Source organism: bacterium (assembly GCA_019912885.1).
GTDB lineage: Bacteria > Lernaellota > Lernaellaia > JACKCT01 > JACKCT01 > JAIOHV01.
The window spans coordinates 1-5010 of the sequence record JAIOHV010000187.1 but is presented as its reverse complement, the minus strand read 5'-3'; the positions used below and the strand labels follow the sequence as shown (position 1 = coordinate 5010).

Here is a 5010-nt window from a genome sequence, read left to right as displayed (position 1 = left end):
CCACCGGGGAGCAAGCCGTCGCGTTGCATTCCCGGTCGGCGGTGTCGAAGATGTCGTCGATGCATCATGGCGTGCGAAACACATGGGGCCGGCGCGCGCGTTGGACGGCGGTGGGGCTTGCCGTCCTCGCGGCGCTCGGCGGGGCGTATGCCGAGTTCGGTACGACGCACCTTTTTGTGCGCGACGCGTCGATCGACTTTCGCCAGGTGCTCGCGCTGCCGAACGCGCCGGAGGCCCTCATCGTTCTGCCGCCCGGCTCCGACCCGCGTTGGGAGAGCGTCCGCCTGCGAAATGTCGGAACAACGGCGTTGCGTTTTCCGCGCCTTGTCATCAACGACGAAAACCGCTTCGGGAGTTACGCGGAAATCGCCAAGGTGTGCTCGCGCACTTCGGAAAACCGCGTGGCGCAGGTTTATTGCTTCGCAAGGATCCTGTCTCGCTCGCTTCGACGCATTATTCGGCCTGGAAGTGACGGCATCGGTAATTTTCCATCGGACTGGGCGCCCGACGCGCTGCAGGCCCTGCATTACCACGGTTTCACGGAATGCGGCCCCTCGTCGAGCTACCTTCACGCGTTCGCCAATCATCTCGGCCTTGCTGCTTGCGATATCACCTTCGGAAAGCACGTTGTCCTTGAGATCGCGGATGGCGAGAGACGATCGTTGATCGATCTCGCGGGGATGTTGTTCTACACGGAAGACTACACCTCCGTCGCCTCGCTGGCCGACGTGCGGCGCGGCGGCGCATTGGCGTCGGCGCCGGGGAAACCAGGGTTTCGTTCGTCGCGCGACGTCCTCTACAACCGCGAACAATTTCTCTTACCGCCGACGATGGATTGCGCGCCTCCGCCCGCCCCGCGCCTTCCGCTGGCCGATTTTTGCCTGCGCCCGGGCGAGGAGATCGAATTCGAGACGGGGCGGCTTGATGACCTCAACGGCCGGGTCGTCGTGTGGTACACGCACATCGAAGGCAAGGCGATGGTGTCGCTCGCGCTGCCTTATCCCGGAATTTCCGTCGCGGTAACATCAAGCGACGGGAAAGACCTGCCCGTCCGCATTCTGACCCCCTTGCCCGCGGAACTTCTCGCGGGGCCCGTACCCGTGACGGCCGATCTGACCACCGACGTCCCCGCGCGCTCGCGCGTGTTTTCGATGACGATCGACCTTCCCGAAGAGCGCGGCGCGGAGTTGGCAATTCGTATGCGCTACGCCTCGGCGGCGCTGCCGCGGCCGGTCGAGGGTATCAACACGATCGTGCTTTCCGGCGAGCCCGACGGCGGCGGCGAGGCGGTCGTGGAGGTGAGCGCGAAGATGCGCGTCCGGCGTAACGAGCGGCTTACGACCGACCCCGTCCCGTGACAGGCGACGCGCATCAGGGCGCCCCGGGGATCGAGCCCGGGCGCGCGATGATGGTCGCGTCGACGCACCCGGCACGCACGCGGCCGAGAGTCCTCGTGGCGGAAAGCTCGCTTTCCACCGCCGGCGGCCAGGGCATGTCGCGCGGCCGGACGAACACACCGACCGTCGACGCGGGTGACGCGTCGCGATAATCGGGCTTGTCCGCCAAATACCGCAACAGCGATTCGTACAGTGCGAAGCTCCTCGCATCGAGCCGGGATTCGCCATCGGGATTTTCATAAACGAGCGCTTCGATCCGGTGTTCGGACATGCCGGCGGTGGCCGCCTGGATACCGCGCGCGATGGCGACCTGGCTGTCGATTTGATAGAGCCGCCAAAATTCGCACGGTGCCTTGCCCGCGGCCGCGGGCACAGACGAGAACGCAAGACCGGCCAGGAGAAGAAACAGCGTGATCATCGCGTAGGGCAGCGGAAAGCGCCGCCACTCGCGCGGCCCTTGGCGCAGGCGCCGCACATCGTCACGCGCGCCCAGCGCGATCAGGATCGCCAAGAACGGCGCGGCGGCGAACAGATAGGTCAGGCGGTTCTGCTGTTTGATGACAGAGAGCGCGGGCAGGACGACGAGAACAGCGGCGATGTGAAAGGCGCAAAGACGCGCCATGTCCGGGGCTTGCAAGCGCGCGGGACGGCGGATGCCGCGGATCAGGTAGATCGCCGCAACGATTCCGACGTTGATGACGATCGTCACGACCCAGTCCGCCACGCGGGCAACGTACTCGCCGGCAAAGGCGAGCATCGTGCGCGCGCCGCCGGATTCGCCCGCGACGCGCTCGGCCAACGATGCCTCCCCGAAAACCAGCGTGTAAAGAACCGTCGCGTGCAAAAGCAGGATGACGGCGCCGCCACCGGCCAGATGCATCAAGAAATTCCTTGTTCCCCGCCGGCTGGCGTCGAAAAGCGCCGTCACGACGAGAATGCCGGTGGTCATGTGCAGTTGCATGCACAGACCGATGGCCATCCACATACCAAGCGCGTCGGCCGCGCGGCCGTTTTGCGCGCGCACGAGAAAATAGACGGCCAACGCCAGGAACGGCGGTACGAAAGCCGTGTTCATGGGGCGATTCGGGATGATCGTCGTCGCGACAAATACGCCGAAAACACCCGTGGCGATGTGCGGGAAGAGATCGTCCCTGGACACCCCGCGAGCGGCGGCGAAAAACAACGGAAGCGACGCGAGCTTGAACGCGACGACGTAAGCGTAAAGCAGCGCCGGGCTGCGCGAGATCGCGACGACGGGCGCCGTCAGCAACGGCGCGAGCGGCGCGAGGCGCAGTCCGCGAAAGAAGGTCTGGCCGGCAAGAGGGATTTCGCCGTCTTGCACGAAATCGAGCACGATCGTCATCAACGCGGCAGCGTCGACATTGTAGTCCGCGTACCCGACGACGTACTGGAACGCGCAAACCGCCGCGACGCCCCAAGGCAGAAGGCGAATCGCCGCCTCGATGACTCCGGCGGCCCGGAGCCCGGCCTGGCGCGCGGCGGTATCCGCCGCAGGCAATGGTTGCGCGTCCATTTTTTTGGATCCGCCCGCGATGATTGGTTATTCCGGCGCAGCGGGCAAGGCGCGACGGCGGTAGCTTTCGGCCGTCAGCTTTCAACAATCGGTTGCGCGACCGCTTGCCGAAGCGGACAGGCTGATCGCCGATTGCCGACCGCTGATAGTAGGCGGCGGCTGTTTGCTGATTACTGACGGCTGACGGCCAAAAAAAACGCGGTCAGGGCTTCACGGGGATCGAAAACGATGTCATGTCACGGCCGGCGTCGATCGCGGGATAGACCTCACGCGCCTCGCGTTCGAGAAGGCTCAGCTCGTCGGGCGCGTAACGCGGCGAGAAGTGGATGAGAAACGCGCGGCTCGCGCCCGCGGCGGCGACCTGCTCGGCCGCCTGGCGCGCGGTCTGGTGTCCCTTGCGCGCGGCCTCCTCGGCCATGTCGGACAGGAACATGCCCTCAATGTAGACAACGTCCGCGCCGCGCGCGAGCTCCACCACGTTCGCGCAAGGGCGCGTGTCCGTGATGTACGCGATCTTGCGTCCCGGGCGCGGCGGGCCGAGCACGTCATCGGGCGTCACGACGCGGCCGTCCGTGAGCGTGAGGCTTTCGCCCCCCTGCAAGCGTCCGAAATCCGGGCCGGGCTTGACGCCAAGCGATACCGCCGCCTCGACGTCGAATCGCCCGGCGCGCGGGCGTTCGATCACGGCGTAGCCCAGGCATCGCGGCCCGTGGCGCAGCCGGCGAAAGACGACCTCGAAATTCGCGTCCGAAAGCGCGACGCCGTCCGCGCCATGCAATTCGACGATCTCAAGCGGAAAGCGCCTCTCAAACCCGAGCGTGCGCTCTTGCGCGTGAACGTAGGCCGCGATGCCGCGCGGGCCGTAAATCGTGACGACGTCTTCCGGGTCGGCCTGCGCGAGCATCATCAGCATCCCCGGCAGGCCGGTGACGTGGTCGGCGTGCAGGTGCGTGATGAAGATGTGACGGATCGGCTTGACGCCGATCTTCATCGACTTCAGCGGGATCTGCGTCGCCTCGCCGCAATCGAACATCAGCGTCATGCCCTCAATGCGCACGGCAAGGCTGACAAGAAAGCGGTAGGGCATCGGCATCATGCCGCCCGATCCGAGCAGCACGCATTCGATCATGGGCGCGATCCTTTCGCGGGCATCAGCCAGCGCGCCGCGGCGGAAGCCGCGGGCCAGCGCATGCGTCCGATGAGCTCGAGCAGGTGCGGGCTGATGGGGCGCGTCACGCGCAGGCCGATAACGTACACGATCGCCCCGGCCGGCAGCCCGGCAAGGACGCGCAAATTATCCGAATCCGGTAACAGGTGGCAAACGGCGACGACGGCGGCGGCCATCGCGGCCGCACAGCCGGCCACGCGCCGGAAGAATCGCCACGGAATGCGCGGGCGCATCGTGAGGTGCAATAGCCGCGCTTCATAGGCCAGGCCCGCGACCGTCGCGACGCTCGTGCCGATCGCGGCGCCGAGCGCGCCGAATTTCGGGATGAGCGCGAGGTTCGCGGCGAAATTCATCGCGCCGAAGATCGCCCGCGAGCGAATGAGGGCGCGCTCGGAATCCATCGCGCCGAGGAAATTGGCGGTGATGGACTGATAGCGTCCAAGCGTCATCACGACCAGAAACAGCAGGGCGGGCGCGATGGCGCCCTTGGCCTCGGCGCCGTACATCACGCGAAGCAGATCGTCGCCGAGCACAAGGCCGCCAAAGGCGATGGGAAGCGCGAACAGATAGACGTACTCAAAGATCGCGCCGAACACGCGTTGCAGGCGTTCCCGGTCCCCGGAGGCGTGAACGTCGGCGACCAGCCCGAGCGTGAAGCCCTCGGCGAAAACCTTGGTGAAGATCGTCAGCGCGAAAAACGCGAAGTTGTAGGCGATCGCGTACCAGCCGACCTCGCGCGTGTCGGCCACGAGGAACATCAGCATCCAGATGTCGAGGCTCTTGTCGAGAACGAAGTTGAGAAGATCGTACGCGTAAAACGAGAGCGAAAACGACACGAGACGGCGCGTCGGGACACCGCTTTCGGACGCGGCGGGCGCGGGCGCGGCGGGAGCGGTTTCGCCGCCGGGGAC

The 5010-nt window shown here is 66.0% G+C and carries 4 protein-coding genes; 1 reads left to right on the top strand and 3 read right to left on the bottom strand.

The window, feature by feature from the left end; translation table 11 throughout:
• The coding region (locus tag K8I61_16360) for a hypothetical protein (protein MBZ0273612.1) at window positions 1–1358 on the top strand (1358 nt) is incomplete at its 5' end.
• Window positions 1359–1371: 13 nt separating this feature from the next.
• Here the strand turns inward: K8I61_16360 and K8I61_16355 are convergent.
• From K8I61_16355 to K8I61_16345, 3 genes are all read right to left on the bottom strand, one after another.
• Window positions 1372–2931: a glycosyltransferase family 39 protein gene (locus K8I61_16355; GenBank protein MBZ0273611.1), complete on the bottom strand. Its 1560-nt coding sequence runs from the start codon at window positions 2929–2931 to the stop codon at window positions 1372–1374.
• Window positions 2932–3133: 202 nt separating this feature from the next.
• Window positions 3134–4060, bottom strand: a complete 927-nt coding sequence (locus K8I61_16350) for a ribonuclease Z (protein MBZ0273610.1) — start codon at window positions 4058–4060, stop codon at window positions 3134–3136.
• Window positions 4057–5010: oligosaccharide flippase family protein (locus K8I61_16345; protein ID MBZ0273609.1), on the bottom strand; the 954-nt coding region annotated here is incomplete at its 5' end. The genes K8I61_16350 and K8I61_16345, both read right to left, overlap by 4 nt.